This is a genomic window from Hymenobacter lapidiphilus (assembly GCF_013377885.1).
GTDB lineage: Bacteria > Bacteroidota > Bacteroidia > Cytophagales > Hymenobacteraceae > Hymenobacter > Hymenobacter lapidiphilus.
The window spans coordinates 95,200-114,904 of sequence record NZ_JABKAU010000014.1 but is presented as its reverse complement, the minus strand read 5'-3'; the positions used below and the strand labels follow the sequence as shown (position 1 = coordinate 114,904).

Genomic DNA, 19,705 nt, shown 5'->3' with positions numbered 1-19,705 from the left:
TAAGTCAAGAGAAAGTCAGCTTGCCGCTTGTGGCTGGTAGCTTGAAGCTACCAAAATCCTACTTCTTCGTAATCCGGAACTCGACGCGGCGGTTGAGTTTGCGGGTTTCCTCCTGGTCGTTGCTGGCAACTGGCTTGCCGCCGCCGAAGCCTTCGGTACTGATGCGGCTTCCGTTGATACCTTTCTGCACCAGGTATTTCTTCACCTCATTCACGCGGTCGAGGCTCAACTTCACGTTCAGCTGCGGCTCGCCCTGGTTGTCGGTATGGCCCTCCAACCGGATTTCAATCTGCGGGTATTCCTTCAGAATAGCTACCAGACGCAGCAGCTCGGGGTAGGAATTCTCGCGCAGGTAGTACTTGCTTTGGGTGAAGAAGATGTTGTTGAGCTTGATGGTCTGGCCCACTGCAAAAGGCACCAGGTACAGGTCCTGGGTTACCTCCGAATACTTCTGGCGGTCGGTTACATCGAGGTTGTCCGACTCGGCCAAGTAGTCCTTGGCATCGGCGCGGTATCCGTACTGCGTGCCCGAGGGCAGCACAATGGTGTAGGAGCCGTCGATGGGGCTGGTTTCGGCCACCCCGATTTCCTCGCCCGTTAGCAGGTTTTCGTAGCGGATGGTGGCTGCCACCGGCTTCTTGGAGCTGGCATCGAGTACCCGGCCGCGCACCAGCGTCACTACTTCGGGCCGGAAAGTAGGCTTGAGCGAGATGCGGAAAATATCCTTGGAGTTGCCGATGCCGTTGCGGGCCGACACCAGGTATGCATCCTCGCCGGCCGCCGACACCGTGTAGTAGGCATCAAAGTCGGGCGAGTTGACGGTCGCGCCCAGGTTGCGGGGCTTGGTCCAGTTGGTCCAGGAGTCGTCGAGGCGCTTGGAGTAGAAAATGTCACTCTTGCCGTAGCCGCCGCGGCCTTCCGAGGCGAAGTACAGCGTCTTGCCATCGGAAGCCAGGAAAGGAGCAAAATCGGCTTTCTTGGTGTTGATGTTGGCACCCAGGTTGCGTGGGCGGCTCCAGCTTTTGTTGTCTTTATTGATGAAGCTCACGTACAGATCCTGCTCACCCTGCCCGTCTTTGCGGTCCACAGCCATCAGCATTACTTTGCCCGAAGTAGCCAGAAAGAAGTCTACGTTCTCAGCATCGTCGTTGTAGTAATCCTCAATTTCGACTTTCACGGGCTTGCTCCAGCCCGTAGCCGTGCGCCGGCTCATGCTGGGGCCCTTGGGCACAATGGTCCCGTCAGGCTCATACACGCCAATAACCAGCATCTGCTGGCCGTTGGCCGATACCGAGGCCACGCCGTTGGGGTCGCGGGGGGTGTTGATGGGGCTGCCGATGTTTTTGGCCGGGTTCCAGGCTTTCTTTTCGGCGTTGCCCAGCGTGCTGAACCACACGTCCTGCACGTCGTTGGAACCTCCGCTGTTCTGCGGACTCTCCTGGCGGGCAAAAAACAGCGTGCGGCCGTCAGGAGAGATAACTGGGTGGGTATCAACGTACTTGGAGTTGACGTTGGGCCCCAGGTTCACCATGGCCGAGTCGAAGCTCACGCCACTTTCCTCATTCTTGAACTCCTTCTTCACCATCGTGTCCACCACATCGGCCACGCCAATGGCATCAATCTGATTGACGCCGTTCACGGCCTTGGTGTTCATCGTAACCACCACGCCAATGGTACGGTAGGTGGCCGCCGCAAAGGTTGCCTGCAGGGTGCGGAACTGCTCGGGAATGGGGCCGGGCGAGTCGTTTTTGTACACCTCGTGCTTGCCGCCGCGCGTATCAACCAGTTCAATGCGGGTAATGGAGCCAGGGTTGAAGTTCTCGACCACCGAAACCTGCCGGGCAATAACCGATTTGCTGAAGCGCACTTCAATCGATTCGCTGCTGCCTGTTTTTTTCGGAATCCAGGCCTCATTGCTGGCTTGGCCCAGGGGCGTTGCGTTGGGCTCGCCCAGTACCTTTTCGGGCGAGAATGGCTCCTTGCCGTCTGCTTTCTGCGACGAAACCGCTACTACTTTCGCTGCCCATACGGCGTGCTGCGCCTGAGCCAGGCCGCTACAGCTCAGCAACAGGCCCCCCAGAAGTAGTATTGTGTTACTGTTCATAATCGAGCGCAAGTCAAAGTCGGAACCGGCCCCTATAGTAGAGGTACGGGCTGCTTACAGAATTCAGGATTTTTACAAGACGCCAGAAAGGCGTTGGAAGTTTCGCCCGTGTCGGTAAGCAGGCCCAAAGATACTGCTTCCTCGTGCGCGGGGGCCTTTAGCCCCGTGAAAATGCAAAATCAAGTTCAATTATTGGCTCCACTGCTGACTGATGCCTCATTTTCTATCGGTTGCAGCTAACTGCCCGGCTCTAAGAAACAGCGCCCGGCTGCAGCCCTTGGTCCAGCAGAAGTCGTAAAAACAGGGTCTGGCCGACTGCCGCTCTACTCCGTTGCTTACGCTGTAATAGCAGCCGGTTTTGAGTAACTTGCAGCCCCAATACTGGTCTCTTCTTTCAATCATCTTTACTTGTATGGAAGCGCAACTGCTCAACGAAATCCCATCCCTCGACCTGGCCGATTTCCGCTCCGGCGACCCCGAGCGTAAGGCCCGGTTTGTTCAACAGCTAGGCCAGGCGTATCAGAGCATCGGCTTTGTGGCCCTCAAAAACCACGGCCTCAGCAACGAGCAGACCGATAAGCTCTATTCCGACGTAAAAGCCTTCTTCTCGCTGCCCGACGATGTGAAGCAGCAATACGAAAAGCCGGAGCTGGCCGGCCAGCGCGGCTACGTAAGCAAGGGCAAGGAGCACGCCAAGGGCCGCAACACCGGCGACCTGAAGGAATTTTACCACGTAGGCCAGGAAGTAGACGACGCCAACGACCCCATCGGGGCCGAGTACCCGGACAACATCTGGCCTTCGGAAGTAGATAGCTTTGCCGATACCTCGCTGCTGACTTACCGTACCCTCGAATCGGCCGGCAAAGACGTGCTACGGGCCATTGCCCTGTACCTGGAGCTGCCCGAGAACTACTTCGACGATAAGGTGCGCAACGGCAACTCCATCCTGCGCCCCATCCACTACTACCCCATCGAAAACCCCGATGAGGTGCCGGCCGATGCCGTACGCGCCGCCGAGCACGGCGACATTAACCTGATTACGCTGCTGATGGGTGCCTCGGCCGATGGCCTGCAGGTGAAGCGTCGCGATGGTAAGTGGATTGCCATTACGGCCCTGCCCGACCAGATTGTGGTGAACGTGGGCGACATGCTCCAGCGCCTGACAAACGGCGTACTCACCAGCACCATTCACCGCGTGGTAAACCCGCCCCGCGAGAAGATGAACTCGTCGCGCTACAGCGTGCCGTTCTTCATGCACCCGCGCTCCGAAATGAGCCTGGCGGCCCTGGAAACCTGCGTAACAGCCGAAAATCCTAAGAAGGAGGCTGATATTACGGCCGGCGAATTTCTGAATGAGCGCCTGATTGAGTTGGGCCTGAAGAAGAAATAAGCGTAGCAGCACAGCTGTAAAGAGCGGACGGGATGAGTGGCGTAAGGTCGTACGACCTTACGCCACTCATCCCGTCCGCTTGTGCAGGCAGCCGCATTTTGCCACCGTTGGCGCCGCCTTTTGAACCGCTTGGCTTTCTCAAGCTGCGCTACATTTGCAAGAAGGCGTATCTTGGTCGGCCTTCACTCATGCCCCGCGCCCTTTTCTTTTGAACGCGCCCACCCCCGACGATAAGAAGCTGGCTTCGCCGCCGGAGTGCCGCCGGCAGGTGAAGCGCGGGCGCAACCTCATCTTTCTCAAGGATGTGGCCTCGCTGGGCCTCACCGCTTTTGGCGGCCCCCAGGCCCACGTGGCCATGATGCTGCGCCTGCTGGTAGACAAGCGCCGTTACCTGACGGCCCCCGAGTTGCTGGAACTCATGGCCCTGTGCCAGATTCTGCCCGGGCCCTCTTCTACGCAAACCATTACGGCCATCGGCTTCCGGCTCGGTGGCCCCAACCTGGCCTATCTCACGCTGCTGGTCTGGATGCTGCCAGCCGTGTGTATCATGACGGTGGCGGGCCTGTCGGTGAGTTACCTCGATAAAGAGCTGGTGATGCGGCTGGTACAGTACGTGCAGCCGGTGGCCGTGGGCTTTGTGGCCTATTCGGCTTACACCATTGCCCGGAAGGTTATTCATACCAAAACCGCCGTGGGGCTGCTGGTGCTGTCGGCCCTGCTGGTGTACGCCGTGCAGGTGCCCTGGCTGATGCCCATCCTGCTACTGGCCGGGGGCCTGATTACCACCTTCCGCTACCGCAAAATGCCCCGGCAGGAAAAACAGCCCATGCAGATTGAGTGGGCCAACTTCGTGCTCTGGCTGGGGGTGTTGATTGGGGCCGCCGTGCTGGGCCAGTACACGCAACTGCTGCCGGTGCGCCTGTTCGAGAACTTCTACCGCAACGGTAGCCTCGTGTTTGGGGGGGGGCAGGTGCTGGCCCCGTTGCTATACACCGAGTTCGTCGAGTTCAAAGGGTATCTCACCTCCGAAGAGTTTTTGTCGGGCCTTGGCTTGGTACAGGCGCTTCCGGGACCCAACTTCTCGTTTGCCGCCTACATTGGGGCGCTGGCCATGCGCGGCGAAGGCAGCGGCCTGAGTGGGCAATTGCTGGGCGCACTGGTGGGCGCGGCGGGTATTTTCATGCCCGGTACGCTGCTCATCTTCTTCCTGATTCGCTTCTGGGACCAGCTCAAGCGTTTCCGGGTGGTGAAAGCCTCGCTCGAAGGCATCAACGCTGTGTCGGCGGGCTTTGTGTGGGCCGCTACCTTCCTGCTCTACCACCCGCTGCCCGATACAACGGTTAACCTGGGCCTTATCGGCGCCACTTTTCTACTGCTGCTCTGGGATAGAGTGCCAGCCTACATCATTGTGGGGGTGGCGCTGGCAGCTGGGCTGGTTGTTTAAATAGGGTGTTGAGTTGCTGCTGGCCCGCATTTTGTGGTCGTACAGACTACAGGCGCACACATCCTCTACCTGCATACAGGTAAGTATGGATTGCCTTAGGCCCGATTCAACATATAAGGCTGCCGACCGTATTTAATTCAATAGCTTTAACTGAATGACTCCTCGATTTATCGGGGTGTTTTTTTATAGGTCTAACAGTCAGTCGTATTTGTATATGCACATATAGGTTTTAGCCTTTTCGAAAACCTCTCTACCTTTACTCCCTGATTCCACCATTTCCCACCGCATGGACCAGTACTCCTATATCGCCAATGCCAATGGCGAGTTCATCGACCAGCTCTATCAATCGTATAAGAACGACCCTGAATCGGTTGATTTCGGCTGGCAGAAGTTTTTTGAGGGTTTCGACTTCTCGCAGCAGTTCCCCGAAGGCGACCTGCCCCAAGCCGATGGCGAAGGCGTACTGGCTACCCCGGCCAGCACCAATAATGCTCCGCGCATCCGCTCCGTCGACCGCGAGTCGGGGGATAAGCAGACGCAGGTGCGCAATCTGATTTATGCTTACCGCAGCCGGGGCCATTTGGTAGCTAACACCAACCCGGTACGGGAGCGTAAAAACCGCCATGCCCACCTGCAACTGGCCGATTTCGGCCTGAGCGACGCCGACCTGGATACGGTGTTCAGCAGTGGTAACGTGATTGTCGGGCTGGATGATAACGCCACGCTCCGCCAGATTGTAGATGCGCTGCAGAAGATTTACACCCGCACCATCGGCTTCGAGTACACCTACATCCGCGACCCGAAAGTGCTCGACTGGTTCCGCGACAAGGTGGAGCGCGAGTCGCTGAGCTTCAAGCCCAGCAAGGAGTACAAGAAGCGGATTCTGAGCAAGCTCAACGAGGCTGTAGTGTTCGAGAACTTCCTGCATACCAAGTTTCTGGGGCAGAAGCGCTTCTCGCTTGAAGGCGGTGAAACCACCATTCCGGCCCTCGACGCCATCATCCGCAAGGGGGCCGAGCTGGGCGTGGAGGAAGTGATGATTGGCATGGCCCACCGCGGCCGGCTGAACGTGCTGGCCAACATCATGGGCAAAACCTACGAGCAGATTTTCTCGGAGTTCCAGGGTACGGCCGTGCCCGACCTGACCATGGGCGATGGCGACGTGAAGTACCACATGGGCTTCAGCAGCCAGGTGGAAGTGGATGGCCGCTCGGTGAACCTCAAGCTGGCACCCAACCCCTCGCACCTCGAAGCCGTGAATCCGGTGGTGGAAGGCTTCGTGCGGGCTAAAATTGACCATGCTTATGGCAACGACCTCAACAAGGTGCTGCCCATTCTCATCCACGGCGACGCGGCCGTTTCGGGCCAGGGCATCGGCTACGAGCTGACGCAGATGTCGCAGCTGGAGGGCTACCGCACGGGCGGCACGGTGCATTTCGTCATCAACAACCAAGTGGGCTTTACCACCGATTTTGAGGATGGCCGCTCCTCGATTTACAGCACCGACCTGGCCAAGATTATCGATGCGCCGGTGCTACACGTGAACGGCGACGACCCCGAGGCCGTGGTGTTTGCCGTGCAGCTGGCCACCGAGTACCGCCAGGAGTTCCATGCCGATATCTTTATTGATATGGTGTGCTACCGCCGCCACGGCCACAACGAGTCCGACGAGCCCAAGTTTACCCAGCCCACGCTCTACAACCTCATCAGCAAGCACCAGAACCCGCGCGAGGTGTACAACGCCGCGCTGGTAGCCCGCGGCGACATTGACGCCGAGTTGGCCGATGAGCTCGACAAGGAGTTCCGCGACACGCTGCAGGCCCGCCTGGATCTGGTGAAGCAGCAGGCGCTGCCCTACCAATATCAGCCCCTGGAAAACGAGTGGCGCAGCCTGCGCCGCAGCACCTCTGCCGATTTCGCGCAAAGCCCCGAAACCGGTATCAGCGAGGAAGCCCTGGCCAAGGTGGGCACCGCCCTGACCAAGCTGCCCGAGGGCTTCCGGCCGCTCAAGCAGATTGATAAGCTGATGGAGGAGCGCCGCAAGATGTTCTTCGAAACCCGCGTGCTAAACTGGGCGGCCGCCGAGCTGCTGGCTTACGGCTCATTGCTGCTCGATAAGCGCATTGTGCGCGTAAGCGGCCAGGATGTGCAGCGTGGCACGTTCTCGCACCGCCACGCCGTGCTACACGACGCCGAAACGTCGGCTCCCTACAACTCGCTCAACCACATTGCCGAAGGCCAGGAAACCCTGCGCATCTACAACTCGCTGCTAAGCGAATATGCGGTGCTGGGTTTTGAGTTCGGCTATGCCATGGCCAACCCCACGGCCCTGGTAGTGTGGGAGGCCCAGTTCGGCGACTTTGCCAACGGTGCCCAGACTATGATTGACCAGTTCATTGTGAGCTCGGAAAGCAAGTGGCAGCGCATGAATGGCCTCGTGATGCTGCTGCCCCACGGCTACGAGGGCCAGGGCCCCGAGCACTCCAACGCCCGCCCCGAGCGGTTCCTGCAGCTGGCGGCCGAAAACAACATCGTCGTAGCCAATCTCACCACGCCGGCTAACTTCTTCCACGCCCTGCGCCGGCAGCTGACCTGGGAGTTCCGCAAGCCGCTCGTCGTTATGTCGCCTAAGTCGATGCTGCGCAACCCGCTGTGCGTGTCGCCGGTGGAGGATTTCACCAGCGGCCGTTTCCGCGAGGTGCTCGGCGACGACTACGCCGAGGCCAAAAAGGTGAAGCGTGTGCTGCTGTGCTCGGGTAAGGTGTACTTCGATTTGCTCGATGAGCAGCAGCAGTCGGGGCGCCGCGACGTGGCCCTAGTGCGCCTGGAGCAGCTGCACCCCTTCCCGCAACAGCAGCTGAGTGCCGAGTTGGCCAAGTACCCCAAAGCCAAGGTGTACTGGGTACAGGAGGAGCCCGAGAACATGGGCTATTGGAACTACCTGCTGCGCTTTATGCGTCGCGAGCTGGAAGACGTGATTTCGCGCAAGCCCTCGGCTTCGCCGGCCACCGGCTACAATAAGGTGCACGTCAAGGAGCAGAAAGACATTGTAGGCCGCGCCTTCGACAAGCCCGCCGATGCCGTTGCCGACGACGTAATCGAAGAAACCAACGCTATTGCCAAAAAGCAGGACTAGCTACTTTGAGCGTTTAGCTGATGGCTAGTGGCTGTTAGCTTATGCTCAAAAGCTGCTGCTTTGCTCAACTATTCTCTCCCGAAACCCTTCAAATCCCCCACCTATGGGTCTGGAAATTAAAATCCCCGCCGTTGGCGAATCCATCACCGAAGTAACCATTGCCAAGTGGCTGAAAGCTGATGGCGACACGGTAGAGCGCGATGAAATCATTGCCGAGCTGGAGTCGGACAAGGCCACGTTTGAGCTGCCTGCCGAAACCGCCGGTGTGCTCCGTATTAAGGTAGCGGAGGGCGAAACTATTGACATTGGTGTGACCATTGCCGAAATCGACGGCGACGGCGCTGCGGCTCCCAAAGCGGCCCCGGCTGCTGCGGCCAACGCCACCGACCCCATCACGAAGGGCGAAGAAAACCCCCAGGCCAGCGACCAGGCCGGCTACGGCGGCAAGCCCGAGGGCGGCGCGGCCGCTACCGGTACTACCGGGCAGGCAGGCGGCGGCGCAACCGTTGAGATGACCATTCCGGCTGTGGGCGAATCCATTACCGAAGTAACCGTGGCCAAGTGGCTGAAAGCCGACGGCGACACGGTGGAGCGCGACGAAATCATTGCCGAGTTGGAGTCGGATAAGGCCACGTTTGAGCTGCCTGCTGAGGCGGCCGGCACGCTGCGCCACGCGGCTCAGGAAGGCGAAACCATCAGCATAGGGGCTACTATTGCCCGCATTGAAGGCGGTAGCGGCGCCAGCGCTGCTCCAAAGGCAGACGCTCCGAAAGCGGCGGCAGCTACGGCGGCTCCCGCGACCAACGCGGCAGCTGGCACCGGCAGCAACTCCTACGCTACGGGTACGCCTTCACCGGCGGCCGGTAAAATTCTGGGTGAGAAAGGTATCAACGCTGCCGACGTGTCGGGCACTGGCCGCGACGGTCGCATCACGAAGGAAGATGCCCAGAACGCTTCGGCTAGGCCTGCTGCCCCGGCTGCTGCGGCCCCGAAAGCTGCACCAGCTCCGGCCGGCAACAGCGCGCCGGCCGCAGGTACCGAGCCCACCGGCAACCGCAACGTGCGCCGCGAGCGGATGAGTAACCTGCGCAAGACGGTGGCCCGCCGCCTGGTAACGGTGAAAAACGAAACGGCCATGCTCACCACCTTCAACGAGGTGAACATGCAGCCCATCATGGACCTGCGCACCAAGTTCAAGGATAAGTTCAAGGAGAAAAACGGTGTGGGTCTCGGCTTCATGTCGTTCTTCACCAAGGCTGTGTGCGTGGCCCTCCAGGAGTGGCCGAGCGTAAACGCGCAGATTGATGGTACCGACATCGTGTACAACGACTTCTGCGACATCAGCATTGCCGTATCGGCCCCGAAAGGGCTGGTGGTGCCGGTTATCCGCAACGCCGAGGCGCTGAGCTTCGAGGGCATCGAGAAGGAAGTGGTGCGGCTGGCTACGCTGGCCCGCGACAACAAGCTCACGCTGGAACAGATGACCGGCGGCACGTTTACCCTCACCAACGGCGGTGTGTTCGGCTCGATGATGAGCACGCCTATCATCAACGCCCCGCAGTCGGCCATTCTGGGTATGCACAACATCATCCAGCGCCCCATTGCCGAGAACGGCCAGGTGGTTATCCGCCCGATGATGTACCTGGCTCTGAGCTACGACCACCGCATCATCGACGGCCGCGAGTCGGTGTCGTTCCTGGTGCGCGTGAAAGAGCTGCTCGAAGACCCGGCCCGTTTGCTGCTGGGCGTATAAATTCTTTGTTGCATAAAAGCAAAAAGCCGGTTTCCACCCAGTGGAAGCCGGCTTTTTGCTTTGCTGACTGACGCCATAACCGGATTAAAATCAACTTAAAGGTGCTGCTGCCAGTAAAGCCTTTTACTATTCATTCACCCTACTTAAACGCCTTGCATGGAAACTCAAACCTTACTCTATTGGCTTTACGTGGCCTTAATGGTGGGCGGCGCGCTGCTGTTCTGGATCTGGAGCCGCGACCCTAAAAATGTGCCGCAGTATGAGTACAGCCTTGCCATGCTGATTCCTATCTGGTCGGCGCTGGCGTACACGGGTATGGCGCTGGGCCAGGGCTCGGTTGAGGTAGCCGGCCAGACCACGTATTACGCCCGGTACCTGGACTGGGTGGTGAGTACCCCGCTGCTGCTGCTGGCGCTGGGCTTCACGGCTATGTTCTACACGCCCAAGCACGAGCGGAGCATCACGCTGCTTTTTGGCTTGGTAGCTGCCGACGTGGTGATGATTCTGTGCGGTCTGCTGGCTGATTTATCGGAGAGCAGCACTGCCCGCCTGACGTGGTTTTTGTGCGGAGTTGGGGCATTTGTAGCGGTGCTCTACCTACTGTGGGTGCCGTTGCGCAAGTTGGCGGCCAACTCCGATGTCGAGCTGGGAAGCATCTACAACAAGCTGTTGAGCTTTCTGACTGTTCTCTGGATTGCCTACCCCACTATCTGGGCGCTGGGGCCATCGGGCCTGTTCCTGTTCGGCCAGACCATCGAAACGCTATTGTTTGTGGTCGTGCCTTTCCTCTCGAAGGTAGGATTCAGTATTCTGGACCTGAGCTACCTGCGCGACCTGGCATCGCGCCGGCCTCCCAAACACCATAAGGCTCCGGTAGCAGTCTAAGCGCTCCGGCGCGGTTGACGCAAGAAGTTAAAAGGCGAGGGCCCCGGTACTTTGGTACCGGGGCCCTCGCCTTTTTAGCTGAAAATGTAAGCTGCCATCAGCTGTTGCCGCAGCACTGGCTGGTGGCCAGAAGCGGTAAAGGGGACTAATCGACGGGTAGCTCGCGGCTGCGTATGGCTTTAAGGCGCGTAACCATTTGGCCAGCCAGCTGCTTGGCCTGCTCGGCCTTGGAGCCGGCAAAATACTCCTCGACAGTGGACGAAAACAGCTGCAGCCAGTGCTCGATGTGAGCCCCGCCGCGCGGCAGTGCTACCTGCTCGGGCAGTGCCTCGCCCTCGGGCGTACCGGCCCCGAGCAGCGAGCAGCTCCAGTAGCGGTATTGCGACGTGAGGTAGTGGGGCCAGTGGATACGGGCGGCGGCGGCGAAACTGGCTCCCAGCAGCGTGTCGTGGGTGGCCTTGTAGCAAAGCGAATCGACGAGCGTTTTGATGTCGCCTTCGGTGCAAATGTCGGGGCGGGTAGCAGACGTTTTCATAGGCCGGAAAGTGAGAACGGGTGGGGTTGCTAGTACGTAGCGAATTTACGCAGGTTGCGTGTCATTCGCTACAAAAACCGGCATCGTTCCTTTCTTTCCTTTTTTAATGTAATTGACAGCTGGTGCTACGCTGCAGCAGGGCTTTTGAGCACCCGATAATCCTAAGTGGTTAAACGCAAGCGCCTGACTGGCAGCTTGTCCGGGTGATGGGGGCTACTGTCCGGCTTCAGGCCAGCTTGCGGGGCTGGCGCTGCTTGCCGCCCAGCACTACCAAGGCCACAGCGGCCACAATCAGGGCCGCGCCGCCCAGCATGCCGGTGTTCAGGGTTTCGCCTGCAAACAGCCAGCCCAGCAGCAGCGCCACCACCGGATTGACGAAGGCGTAGGTGCCGGCCAGCGTCGGCTCGACTACTTTCAGCAGCCACACATAGGCCGAGAGGGCAATGATGGAGCCGAATACAACCAGATACGCCAGGGCCCCCCAAATTTTGAGCGGCACCTCATCAACGTGGAAAGACGAGGCCTCGCCATGTAGCAGCCCGATAATCGACAGGTAAAAGCCCCCGCACAGCATCTGCATGCCCACGCCCACAAAGGGTGAGCCCCCGATGGGTTTCTGGCGGGAGTAGAGCGACCCCACGGCCCACATAAACGAGCCTACCAGTACCGCGCCGATGCCGAGCAGGGCGTGGCCGGGAATCAGGACCGGGGCGGTGCTGTCGGTTTTGAGCAGCAGCAGCAGCCCGACCACGCCCAGCACGAGGCCCAGCAGCACCTTAGCGTTGGGCCGGGCTGTGAGGCCGGACGCCCAGCCCAGGAGTGCCAGGTACATGGGTACCGCGGCCACCAGCAGGGCCGTCATGCCCGACGGAATGTACTGCTGCGCGAAGGTGGTACCGCCATTGCCGAACACCGGCAGGCATATGCCCATGATGGCCGCCCGCCACCAGTCTTGCCGCGAAGGAGCGGGCGAGCCGCTGAGCCGCAGAGCGCCATAAAGCAGCGTGCCTGCCAGCAGGTAGCGCATGGCCGAGAGCAGGAACGGCGGCCAGATGCCCAGCGCAATTTTGGTAGCCAGGTAAGTGGAGCCCCAGATGAGATACAACGCCAGCAGCGCCAACAGAATAAGCGAACGGGAAGCGGTGGGCGCGGAAGCCGGCATAGCACGAAGGAAAATATGCGCAAAACTACGGCCCTTTTGGCTGGCGGCGGCCTGCTAAACAGGGCCGGCACCGTATTTTGCGCCCCGGTGTCCGCGCAACGTCGTGCGCTTGGCCGGGTCTGTAGCCCCAGCCGTTTGATTCTTCATTCCAGAAGATTGGGTGGCTAAAAAACGGTGTAGAGACGCAATCCTTTGCGTCTCGTCGTTGCTGACATTGACCATTGCGTTCTGCCATTCATAGAAGGGCCGTAATAGTTGGCGGTTCGTCGTTGCTGACCTTTGCTATACCGTCGTTAACCGACGAGGCGCAAAGGGTTGCGTCTCTACACCGTCCTGGCTGCTCCTACAAACCTCTCTGCCTCATGCTGCGTCTGCTGTTTCTATTTACTCTTCTGCTGCTGAGCGCCGCTGCTCCGGCTGCTCGGGCCCAGCTGCTGCAGGTAGGTGCCGAGCCAGCCGGTTTCAGCCGCGCCGACTCGTTGCGGGGCAACTACAACTCGCCGCTGCGGAGCTGTTACGACATCAGCTACTACCACCTCGATGTGCGGCTCGATGTGGCCGGGCGGGCTATCCGGGGCTCCAACGAGTTCCGGCTTACGGCCACCCGCGACTTCACGCAGCTGCAGTTCGACTTGTTTGCCAACCTGGCCGTGGAGAAGGTGGAGTACCAGGGCCGGGAGCTGCCGTTTACCCGCGAGTTCAACGCGGTGTTCGTCACGTTTCCCGCGCCCATCCGGCAGGGCCAGCAGGCCAGCTTCACGGTGTACTATGGCGGCCAGCCGACGGTAGCTAAGAACGCACCCTGGGACGGCGGGTTGGTGTTTGCCGAACATGGCGCGGGTCAGCCCTGGGTAGCTACCGCGTGCCAGGGCGTGGGCGCCAGCATCTGGTGGCCCTGCAAAGACCAGCAGGCCGACGAACCCGACTCCATGCTCATCAGCGTAACCGTGCCTAAGGGCCTGACCAACGTATCCAACGGCCGCCTGCGCCGCACCACTAAGCTTAAGGGAGGCGCCACCCGTTTCGACTGGTTCGTGAGCAACCCCATCAACAACTACAACGTGGCCCTGAACGTGGCCAACTACGCGCACTTTCAGGATACCTACGCCGGTGAGAAAGGCCCGCTGACGCTCGACTATTGGGTGCTGCCCGAGAATCTGGCCAAGGCCAAAAAGCAGTTCGGCGAGAACGTGAAGCCCATGCTCAAGAGTATGGAATACTGGTTCGGTCCCTACCCGTTTTATGAGGACGGCTACAAGCTGGTAGAAACGCCCCACTTGGGCATGGAGCACCAGAGCGCCGTGGCCTATGGCAACGAATACAAAAACGGCTACCGCGGCCTCGACCGCTCGGGCACCGGCTGGGGGCTGAAGTGGGACTTCATCATCATCCACGAAAGCGGCCACGAGTGGTTCGGCAACAACATCACGACCAAAGACATTGCCGATATGTGGGTGCACGAGGCCTTCACGACCTACTCGGAGGCGCTGTTTGTGGAAAGCCAGTTTGGCAAGGATGCCGCCCGCCAGTACATCCACGGCCAGCGCCGCAACATCCGCAACGACGGCCCCATCATCGGGCCCTACGGCGTGAATGAGGAGGGCTCGTCGGATATGTACGACAAGGGCAGCAACCTGCTCCACCTCATCCGCACCAGCTACGTGCCCGACGATGCGAAGTGGCGCGAGCTGCTGCGGGGCCTGGGCCGCACCTTCTACCACCAGACCGTGACCACCAAGCAGATAGTTGATTACTTCAACCAGCAAACCGGCCAGAACCTGACGCCCGTTTTCGATCAGTACCTGCGCCACACCGGTCTGCCGGTGCTGGAGGTTCGTTTCCCGGCCACCGGCCCGCCGATGGCCCGCTGGATTGCCGCCACTCCCGATTTTGAGCTGCCCGCCCGCTTGCGGGTAAAGGGCAATGCCGGTTTCGTCGCGCTGCCCCTGACCACGACTTTTCAAGCGGTAAACCTGCCGGGGCTGACCCGGGAGAACCTGGAGGTGGACACCGAGAACTGCTATATCGGGGTGCTGGTAGAGTAGGAGAGTGAATGAAGAAAGCACATGTCATGCTGAGCGAAGGCGCAGCCGGAGTCGAAGCATCTCTACCACAGTGCTAATCCTGTCGATTGCAACGAAGCGGTAGAGATGCTTCGACTACGCTCCGCTTCGCTCAGCATGACACGTGCTTTTACTCCTGCTCCCTCATTCCCCCACTCCCTCATTCCCCGCCGCAACCGCTACCTTTGCTCCCAGTTGATTTCCACCGACATTTCCTGATTATGAATCAATACGACGTTACCGTCATCGGTTCGGGGCCGGGCGGCTATGTGGCCGCTATCCGTTGCGCCCAGCTGGGCCTCAAAACCGCCCTTATCGAGAAGTACGACACGCTGGGCGGCACCTGCCTCAACGTGGGCTGCATCCCCAGCAAGGCCCTGCTCGACAGCACCGAGCACTACCACAACGCCCACAGCGTATTCCAGGAGCATGGGATAGAGGTGAGCGATTTGCGGGTGAACATGCCCCAGATGATTGACCGCAAAACGGGCGTGGTGAAGGCCAACACCGAGGGCATCGTGTACCTGATGAAGAAGAATAAAATCGACGTCATCCACGGTATGGGCTCGTTCGTCGATAAAACGCACATCAAAGTCGTGCCCACCAACGGCGGCGAGGAGCAGCAGCTAGAGACCAAGAACGTCATCATTGCCAGCGGCTCGAAGCCCACGGTGCTGCCCTTCATCAGCCAGGACAAGGAGCGCATCATCACCAGCACCGAGGCCCTCAACATCCGCGAAGTGCCCAAGAGCTTCATCGTGATTGGCGGCGGCGTTATCGGCCTCGAAATGGCGTCCATCTACGCCCGCCTGGGCTCGGAGGTAACCGTTATCGAGTACACCGACTCGCTGGTGCCGACCATGGACGGCAGCATCGGCAAGGAGATGAAGCGGGTGCTGAGCAAAATCGGCATCAAGTTTATGCTGGGCCACAAAGTAACCGGTGCCACCCGCGCCGGCGACGTGGTAACGGTAACCGCCACCACGCCCAAGGGCGAGGAAGTGCAGGTGGAAGGCGACTACTGCCTGGTGGCGGTGGGCCGCTCGCCCTACACGGCGGGCCTGAACCTGGAGGCCGCCGGTATCGAAATGGAGGAGCGCGGCCGCATCAAGGTCGATGCGCACCTGCAAACCAACGTGCCCGGCATCTACGCCATCGGCGACGTGGTGCGCGGTGCCATGCTGGCCCACAAGGCCGAGGAAGAGGGCGTGTTCGTGGCCGAAACCATCGTGGGCCAGAAGCCTCACATCAACTACCTGCTCATTCCGGGCGTGGTGTACACCTGGCCCGAAGCGGCCGGGGTGGGCTACACCGAAGAGCAACTCAAGGAAGAAGGCCGGGCCTACAAAACCGGCAACTTCCCCTTCCGCGCCTCGGGCCGCGCCCGCGCCTCCGGCGACCTCGACGGTTTCGTGAAGGTGCTGGCCGACAAAACGACCGACGAAATCCTGGGCGTGCACATGGTGGGCCCGCGCATCGCCGACCTGATTGCCGAAGCCGTAACGGCCATGGAGTTCCGCGCCTCGGCCGAGGACGTGGCCCGCATGAGCCACGCCCACCCCACCTACGCCGAAGCCATGAAGGAAGCCTGCCTCGCCGCCACCGAGAACCGCGCCATCCACATGTAAGGCCAACGCCTTACGGCAGTAACACAAAAGCGGCCGAAGCTCCTGGGAGCTTCGGCCGCTTTTGTGTTACTGAGCTTGTGTTATACAGATAATATTAATGCTTTTAAATCATCTAAAGAATTAAGGTTGCACGTCTTGGCCAATCTAATCCGTAGTGACTCCCATTTTAAATTGTATGTTTCTTTTCCCTTTATTTTTTTAAACCTAAATGTTAATAATGGTAGGATGTAATCTTTTGCTGATACGATTGTGATTAATGACATAATGTTTGGTGGCCATTTCTGTCTTTTTGCATATATAGACTCATTGTAAGCATCGTCTCCAATAGTATTTATAATCTCCTCTCTAATTTCCCGTATTTTATCTTCTATTTTTTGATTATCTAAAACTGTAATTCCTCGGTATTGTTTGCATAATGATCCTACTGTTGTTGATACGGTTTTAATTCCCATTTTATGTTCATGTGTTATGGAATAATGGAAAAATAGTTCTAATAATGGATTTGTGATGCTTTTAAGCCAATTTTCAAATAAAAGTTGTGTTTTTATATCTTCTTTTTTTAAAATGATATTATCATAAAGTGTCTCTATAATGCCTTCCTCGTCAAGTAAATAATTCTCTATGCAATATCTTTTTAATACGTGTAGATGTTTTAAATCTTTTCTGTTATTGTCAAATATTAAATCTAAATCTCCATCAGTAACATAAATACGCTTTCTTTTTCTGTCAATTTGGTCATTCTCGCAAGCCTTTATAAGTTCAGTCTTGCATTTGCAAGATATTATTTTTCTTATTCTCTTATTGTTAAGTAGTCTATGAAATAGAGTTTTATAGAATTCCTCATTGTTAGAATCTTCTATAAAAATATCTACGTCATTCTGTGATTTAAAAAACAAAGAGATGGTAGGAATTATTGAGCTTTTATACCTGAGCATATCCTGTTTCTTTTGTTAGGTCAACGCAATACTTTTCATTTTCAATACTTCCTATAATACTAGGGGAGTGGGTTGCCAATATAAATTGTGTATCAGGACTCGCCTCTTGAATTGTCTGTACAAATATTTCTTGCCACCCTAAATGAAGACTTAACTCAGGCTCGTCTATTATAAATATTTTTCTTTTCTCACCAAAGATTAGTTGGGCTAACATCACTATTACTTGTTTCTCGCCTGAAGAGAGTTTAAAGATGCTGTTTTGCCTTCCATCAGGAAGTTGTATCTCAATTTCGCCATTTTTCTTAATAGATAATTTTTTATTATTCTCTTCGAAATATTTATTAGCTAGCGCTTCAAATGCAATGAATTTGCGGTAATGACTCACGATTTCATTCTGTGCATCCTCGTATATAGATATAATGCTATCTATTCGTTGTAATTGAGGTATGTTTATAAACCATTGGCCTAGTTTATTCATAAAAGCTTCGGATTTCTTTCCACTTTTTTGACTTTTCTTGCTCTCATCTGCTAAGTCTTTTTGAATTTTATGTAATTTATCAAAATATGTAATTATTTTATTTTCTAAATCAGGTATCTCAAAACTTTTTGATGCTTCAATTATTTTATATTTTCTATCTAATATATTGGTATCGGTTTTTGTGCTGACTGCAGTTGATTCACTATTTTGTATTATTTCAAAAGAAGAGTTTATTATTTTATTTTTTAAAGAGCTTCCAATTTCTGATTGTATTTGAGAATATTCTAAAAAAGATTTTTTTATTAAATTTTCTATTTCTATTAAACTTTCATACAGATTGCCTTTGATATCATTTGTATAATCTCTCTCTCTCATGAAAGAGTCCATGCTTAATAAATCTATTTCAGATCCTTGGTGAATTCGTCTGTCTAATCCTAGAAATATTGGGGTAGCAATTTCTCTTATTTTCTTTACTACATCTAATTCAACAAAATGTGTTTCATAACGGGTATACCTAGTGACAATTTGCCTTACTTCAAAACGTGATACATTGCTTGGTTGAATTATGGACAAGTCCTGTACCTTTACTGTGCTCGTTGTAGATCTAATTTTATCTGTCTCGTATTTAATGCTAAGCTTTATTTTGTCAGAATCAATATGTTCTGATCTTATAGTTATTAATTCTTTGTCTAGAATGCAAGTTATTTCGGCAAAATCGTATTTGATTTGAGTCAAGTTTATCCAGCTTGGACTTAATAAGCCAAGTATTAATTTAATTGCAGTTGTTTTGCCTGAGCCGTTGATTCCAATCAAGAAAGTTAGCGTTTCATTGAAATCAATATTGAAATCTAAGTACCCGTTGACTTTTTCAGCATTAAAGCTTACGATTTTCATGATTATTTTAATTTAGTTGCAAATTGTTTTGATCAACTGTGTTTAGTCCTATTTCGTTTTGCTGAAGAAGATTATGTAGCAATGTACTTCTATCTCTTATGGTTGCCAATTATTTTACTTTAAATTAATGAATATGCTATTTGGTGCTTCTGTGCATCCGCACTGATGTGCTGAGTGAGTCATGTGCTCAGCAGCGTTGCTATACCCATAACAAAACATGCTCGCCACAAAAATGGCGGTGAGGGCGGGTTAGGATGGGAGCTTGGCCTTGTGGGCGGTGCTGCCGGCTTTGCTGGTCGTTAGCCGTGTTACTTCAGCACCTCGCGTAGCTCGCGGAGGCGGAAGCGGGGGTCGTAGGGCACGAAGTCGCGGATGATGGCGGCGTGGCCCGAACCCACCAGCACCATCACTTTGTCGTCGGCGGGCTCAGTTAGTTTCTGCACCACGGAGTACATGTAGAGGTTGCGGCGGTACCACTCCGACACCAGATAGGGGCCGGCGTAGTTGTCGACTGCGCCGGCCCGGTTGAAGATATCGAGGTACAGGCCTTTGTTGGCCGTCAGGTCGGCGGGCGTGTTGGCGTCGAGCATCAATTCCCGCAGCGTCATGGTGCTGGCTTTGCGGTTGAAGTCGTCGCCAAACTTTTTGAGGGCCGCATCGATGCGTTGCTGTATGGCCGTCTGGCCCGCCGCCCGGATGGCCTGCTGCACGCTGTCGAAGGGGAAGCTGGTGCCCTGGTAGTCGATGCCGTACACCCGGGGCAGGTTGGCCTTTTTGGCGGTCCGGAAGCCCAGTTGGAACATCTCGTTTTTGAGGAACAGATTCAGCTTTCTGGGGTCGGTGTACTTGCTGCGGATGTAGCTTTCGTATTCGCCCTTGCGGTAGTGGGCATACAGCTCGTCAAGAGTTGCCTGGTCGTTTTGCTGCCACTCCACGAATACTTTTTTCGGGCCAAACGCGGCAATCTTAGTCGCCATCATTTCCAGGTCGGCCTGGCCTTTCGGCGCTAACACGTCCACGCTGGTCACTTTCGTCAGGTCCAGCCCCGGGTTATCGTAGTGGAACGTGCCGATAAGCAACAGCTCGGCGGGTTTGGTTTGGGCACGGGCGCCGAGGCTGGTCAGGGCCAGCAGCACGAATAGAAAAGCGCGGTGAAGCATAGGGTAGGAAGGAAGTTTAAAGGGACTAAATCTACCCCAAACAACTGATTATCCAGTCCCCGTGCGGCTCGGGGCAGCAGGCCTGCCGTTGTGTAACTGCTGCCGGTGGGATCTAAAAGCAAAAACCCGAAAAACAGC

General features: G+C 56.2%; 13 protein-coding genes. 7 read left to right on the top strand and 6 right to left on the bottom strand.

The features are described 5' to 3' along the window. Window positions 1-58: 58 nt before the first annotated feature. The gene (locus HW554_RS09775) at window positions 59-2,104 is read right to left on the bottom strand and encodes an OmpA family protein (protein WP_176908398.1); all 2,046 of its coding nucleotides are present in this window, start codon (window positions 2,102-2,104) and stop codon (window positions 59-61) included. Between the two features lie 412 nt (window positions 2,105-2,516). On the opposite strand from HW554_RS09775, the gene HW554_RS09770 reads away from it, so the two are divergent. The 5 genes from HW554_RS09770 to HW554_RS09750 all read left to right on the top strand — a co-directional run bounded on the left by HW554_RS09770 (window position 2,517) and on the right by HW554_RS09750 (window position 10,712). Continuing rightward, a complete protein-coding gene (locus tag HW554_RS09770; RefSeq protein WP_176908397.1) occupies window positions 2,517-3,494 on the top strand; it encodes an isopenicillin N synthase family dioxygenase in 978 nt (325 codons plus the stop codon). A 208-nt stretch (window positions 3,495-3,702) separates the two neighbouring features. Beyond that, entirely contained in the window at window positions 3,703-4,938 is a 1,236-nt protein-coding gene (gene chrA / locus HW554_RS09765) for a chromate efflux transporter (protein ID WP_246285180.1), read from the top strand. A gap of 286 nt (window positions 4,939-5,224) precedes the next feature. Beyond that, a complete protein-coding gene (locus tag HW554_RS09760; RefSeq protein ID WP_176908396.1) occupies window positions 5,225-8,074 on the top strand; it encodes a 2-oxoglutarate dehydrogenase E1 component in 2,850 nt (949 codons plus the stop codon). A gap of 103 nt (window positions 8,075-8,177) precedes the next feature. Then, window positions 8,178-9,827 (top strand): 2-oxoglutarate dehydrogenase complex dihydrolipoyllysine-residue succinyltransferase, encoded by a 1,650-nt coding sequence (gene odhB / locus HW554_RS09755; protein ID WP_176908395.1) that lies wholly within the window; start codon window positions 8,178-8,180, stop codon window positions 9,825-9,827. A gap of 156 nt (window positions 9,828-9,983) precedes the next feature. After that, window positions 9,984-10,712: a bacteriorhodopsin gene (locus tag HW554_RS09750; protein WP_176908394.1), complete on the top strand. Its 729-nt coding sequence runs from the start codon at window positions 9,984-9,986 to the stop codon at window positions 10,710-10,712. 145 nt (window positions 10,713-10,857) lie between these two features. Here HW554_RS09750 and HW554_RS09745 read toward each other — a convergent pair whose 3' ends face one another. Continuing rightward, window positions 10,858-11,247 carry a group III truncated hemoglobin gene (locus tag HW554_RS09745; protein WP_176908393.1) on the bottom strand — a complete coding sequence of 130 codons (390 nt, stop codon included), beginning with the start codon at window positions 11,245-11,247 and terminating at the stop codon, window positions 10,858-10,860. A gap of 226 nt (window positions 11,248-11,473) precedes the next feature. Further along, a complete protein-coding gene (locus HW554_RS09740; RefSeq protein WP_176908392.1) occupies window positions 11,474-12,409 on the bottom strand; it encodes an EamA family transporter in 936 nt (311 codons plus the stop codon). 362 nt (window positions 12,410-12,771) lie between these two features. Between HW554_RS09740 and HW554_RS09735 the strand changes: the two genes are divergently transcribed. Then, window positions 12,772-14,454, top strand: coding sequence for a M1 family metallopeptidase (locus tag HW554_RS09735; RefSeq protein WP_246285179.1), 1,683 nt, complete (start codon window positions 12,772-12,774; stop codon window positions 14,452-14,454). Between the two features lie 239 nt (window positions 14,455-14,693). Then, the gene (lpdA, locus tag HW554_RS09730) at window positions 14,694-16,100 is read left to right on the top strand and encodes a dihydrolipoyl dehydrogenase (protein ID WP_176908391.1); all 1,407 of its coding nucleotides are present in this window, start codon (window positions 14,694-14,696) and stop codon (window positions 16,098-16,100) included. 80 nt (window positions 16,101-16,180) lie between these two features. Here lpdA and HW554_RS09725 read toward each other — a convergent pair whose 3' ends face one another. The 3 genes from HW554_RS09725 to HW554_RS09715 form a co-directional block, all read right to left on the bottom strand. Then, window positions 16,181-17,035 (bottom strand): DUF4435 domain-containing protein, encoded by an 855-nt coding sequence (locus HW554_RS09725; RefSeq protein ID WP_176908390.1) that lies wholly within the window; start codon window positions 17,033-17,035, stop codon window positions 16,181-16,183. After that, window positions 17,022-18,407, bottom strand: a complete 1,386-nt coding sequence (locus tag HW554_RS09720; RefSeq protein ID WP_176908389.1) for an AAA family ATPase — start codon at window positions 18,405-18,407, stop codon at window positions 17,022-17,024. The genes HW554_RS09725 and HW554_RS09720 overlap by 14 nt, the downstream gene beginning before the upstream one ends. A gap of 308 nt (window positions 18,408-18,715) precedes the next feature. Beyond that, the gene (locus HW554_RS09715) at window positions 18,716-19,567 is read right to left on the bottom strand and encodes a DUF5694 domain-containing protein (RefSeq protein WP_176908388.1); all 852 of its coding nucleotides are present in this window, start codon (window positions 19,565-19,567) and stop codon (window positions 18,716-18,718) included. Between the last annotated feature and the right edge of the window lie 138 nt (window positions 19,568-19,705).

Coding starts and splice junctions, on each gene's coding strand:
- HW554_RS09775 (WP_176908398.1), bottom strand. CDS start 2,104: ATGAACAGTAACACAATACTACTTCTGGGGGGCCTGTTGCTGAGCTGT.
- HW554_RS09770 (WP_176908397.1), top strand. CDS start 2,517: ATGGAAGCGCAACTGCTCAACGAAATCCCATCCCTCGACCTGGCCGAT.
- HW554_RS09760 (WP_176908396.1), top strand. CDS start 5,225: ATGGACCAGTACTCCTATATCGCCAATGCCAATGGCGAGTTCATCGAC.
- odhB (WP_176908395.1), top strand. CDS start 8,178: ATGGGTCTGGAAATTAAAATCCCCGCCGTTGGCGAATCCATCACCGAA.
- HW554_RS09750 (WP_176908394.1), top strand. CDS start 9,984: ATGGAAACTCAAACCTTACTCTATTGGCTTTACGTGGCCTTAATGGTG.
- HW554_RS09745 (WP_176908393.1), bottom strand. CDS start 11,247: ATGAAAACGTCTGCTACCCGCCCCGACATTTGCACCGAAGGCGACATC.
- HW554_RS09740 (WP_176908392.1), bottom strand. CDS start 12,409: ATGCCGGCTTCCGCGCCCACCGCTTCCCGTTCGCTTATTCTGTTGGCG.
- HW554_RS09735 (WP_246285179.1), top strand. CDS start 12,772: ATGCTGCGTCTGCTGTTTCTATTTACTCTTCTGCTGCTGAGCGCCGCT.
- lpdA (WP_176908391.1), top strand. CDS start 14,694: ATGAATCAATACGACGTTACCGTCATCGGTTCGGGGCCGGGCGGCTAT.
- HW554_RS09725 (WP_176908390.1), bottom strand. CDS start 17,035: ATGCTCAGGTATAAAAGCTCAATAATTCCTACCATCTCTTTGTTTTTT.
- HW554_RS09720 (WP_176908389.1), bottom strand. CDS start 18,407: ATGAAAATCGTAAGCTTTAATGCTGAAAAAGTCAACGGGTACTTAGAT.
- HW554_RS09715 (WP_176908388.1), bottom strand. CDS start 19,567: ATGCTTCACCGCGCTTTTCTATTCGTGCTGCTGGCCCTGACCAGCCTC.